We start from the raw sequence: 2,821 nt of genomic DNA, 5'->3' as shown, positions 1-2,821 counted from the left end.
GTCCGTGACCTCGAACAGCAGGTCCCCGGCGCGCACCACGCGCAGCCCGACCGGGCCTCCCCCACCGTGCCGTACCGCGTTGGTGACGACCTCGCTGACCAGCAGCAGCGCGGTGTCCACCGCCTGCGGCAGCCCCCACTGCAGCAGGCGCTCGCGGACCAGGTGCCGGGCGCGGGAGACCTCCCGCGGGTCGGACTCCAGGTGCCACTGGGCCACGTGGTCGTCGGGGATGCCGTTGAGCCGGGCCATCAGCAGGGCCACGTCGTCCTTGCGGCCGCCACGGGTGTTGAGGGCGCGGATGATGGTGTCGCAGGCGGCGTCCATCGAGGCGGCCGGGTGCGCGGCGGACTCGCAGAGCGCGGCCATCCCCTCCCCGATGTCGGAGCCGCGCACCTCGACCAGGCCGTCCGTGCACAGCACCAGCCGGTCGCCGGGCGCGACCCGTACCGTGGTGGCCTCGAAGGGCACCCCGCCGACGCCGATGGGCGCGCCGGTGGGCAGTTCGAGCAGTTCGCTGCCGCCGTCCGCCGCCCGGACCAGCACGGGCGGGATGTGCCCGGCGTTGGCGATCTCCAGCTCGCCGCGGATCGGGTCGTAGACGGCGTAGAGACAGGTGGCGAGGTAGTTCTCACCCAGCCTGCGGGCCAAGTCGTCCAGGTTGCGCAGCAGTTGGGCGGGCGGGGTCTCCAGTGCGGCCATGGTCTGGACGGCGGTGCGCAACTGGCCCATCATCGCGGCCGAGTTGAGCCCGTGGCCCATCACGTCACCGACGACCAGCGCGGTGCGCGAGCCGGGGAGTTTCACCGTGTCGAACCAGTCGCCGCCGATCCGTCCGAGCAGCGTGCCGGGCAGATACCGGGTCGCCACGTCGCACCCGGCCATGCGCGGGGTGACCTGCGGCAGCATGCTGTCCTGGAGGGTCTCGGCGACGTTCTCCTGGTACGTGTACATGCGCGCGTTGTCGAGCACCAGCCCGGCGCGGGCGGCGAGTTCGGCGCCGGTGGTGCGGTCCATGCCGTCGAAGGGCAGCCGGTCGGCGCGCCGCAGCAGCACCATGAAGCCGAGCACCACGTTGCGGGCCTTGAGCGGGACGATCAGCAGGGAGCGGCCGTTGATGAGCGGCCTGAGGTCCCGCTTCTCGAACTCGCCGGAGATCCGGTTGCCCAGTTCGTCGCTGATCCTCGGGATGAGGACGGGTTCGCCGGTGACCATGCACTGGTAGAACGGCGTGTGCTCGGGGAAGGCGAACGCCTCGCCGACCGGCACGGTGTCGTCCCAGCGGCCGGGTTCGTCGTTGTGCTCGACCCAGACCCGGTGCATCAGCGTGCTGGCGTCGGGCGGCCCGTCGGGGAAGCCCTCGCCCGCGAGGACGGCGGAGCGCAGATGGGTGCCCGCGAAGTCCGCGAACCGGGGCACGGCCGCGCTGGTGACCTCGCGGATCGTCTCCCCGAGGTCGAGGGAGGTGCCGATGGCGGAGCTGACCTCGTTGAGGAACTCCAGCCGCTCCCGTACGGCCGCGTACTCCAGGTCGGCCAGGGCGTCGGCCGGGATCAGCGGCTCGCTGCGGGGGTGCGGGACAACGCTGTCGAAGCGGCCGGGGCGCCGGGGCACACCCCAGTACGGGGTGACGGGGACCCGCTCGTACTGGCTGAACTCCAGTACCGGATAGCCGAGTTCGAGGATCTGGGAGACGATGCGGGCGCTGAGTCCGGGGCCCATGTTGGGCAGGATCTCGGGGAGCCTGCGCTCCAGGTCGGCGGCGGTGGGCAGTTCGGTGTGGCGGGCGAAGCCGGGGGCGATGCGTTCGGTGCTCTCGTCCAGGTGGCCGCGTGCCTCGCGCAGCCGGGTGGCGTCGGCGGCGAGCACCAGCAGCCGGGAGGGGCCCGGCCCGACCAGCGGATAGGCCCACCACAGCACGTCGATCCGCTCGTCGTCCCCGCGGCCGGGCGGCGTGAGCCGGGCACGGCCCGCGGTGGGGTAGCCGCTGTGGGCGCCGAGGGAGGTCTCCAGGTCGGGGCCGTCTCCGTCGTCCGGTGTGTCGTCCCGGAGGTCGTCCGGCAGGGCCCCGGAGACGGGCAGCAGATCCGCGACGGGCTGTCCGACGGCCGTCTCCCGGCCCGGGCCGAACATCCGCCCGGCCCCGCTGCTCCAGTGGGACACCAGGCCCGCGCGGTCGACTATCACCACGGCCAGCGGAATCCGGCCCGCCGCGGTGTTCTCCGCACCGCGGCCGGGAGACGCGTCCCGCTCGCTGCCACGGTCCATGGCCCAGGCCCTCTCTCCCCACGGCTGTACGCGAACGATCAATGCCGCCCGGCACTACGGTACGGGGGAGTCACGTCGCCATGTGTGGCAAACCGCGAATTCCGTACCGGAGATCCCCGTTGGTTCGAGAGGGCCCGTAACCCTCAGTCCTCGTGCCCCAGTTGCAGGTCACGCTCGGTGCGGCCGCCGCCCGCGACCTGGAGGACCGTGGCGACCGGCGGGTAGCCGGCGGCGATGACGGTGTACTCGCCGGAGGAGAGGTCGACGAAGCGGAAGGTGCCGTCGGCGCCCGTGGTGAGGGTGTCGACCACGTTCCCGGCCGCGTCGAGCAGGGTCACCCGCGCGTCCTCCACGGCGCGCCCTCCCCCGGCCCGGACGGTGCCCTTCAGCACGGCCCCGCCGGCGAGTTCGACGTCCTGCCGGGTCTCGCGGGACGCCTGGACGGTGACCGGGAGGGCGGCCGGGCGGAAGGCGGGGGCGCTGGCGGCGAGGGTGTACTCCCCCGCGACCAGCTCGCCGATGACGTACCCGCCCTCACGGCCGCTGCGGGTGGCGG

At 73.4% G+C, this 2,821-nt stretch carries 2 protein-coding genes; both read right to left on the bottom strand.

The window, feature by feature from the left end:
* A partial coding sequence (locus GT030_RS05410; protein ID WP_161200085.1) for a SpoIIE family protein phosphatase occupies positions 1–2,265 on the bottom strand: 2,265 nt, incomplete at its 3' end.
* Positions 2,266–2,408: 143 nt separating this feature from the next.
* The coding region (locus tag GT030_RS05405; RefSeq protein WP_161200084.1) for a carboxypeptidase-like regulatory domain-containing protein at positions 2,409–2,821 on the bottom strand (413 nt) is incomplete at its 5' end.

It is taken from the genome of Streptomyces sp. SID1328 (genome assembly GCF_009865595.1).
Classification (GTDB): Bacteria; Actinomycetota; Actinomycetes; order Streptomycetales; family Streptomycetaceae; genus Streptomyces; species Streptomyces griseoluteus.
This window is presented reverse-complemented; position numbering and strand designations above follow the sequence as displayed.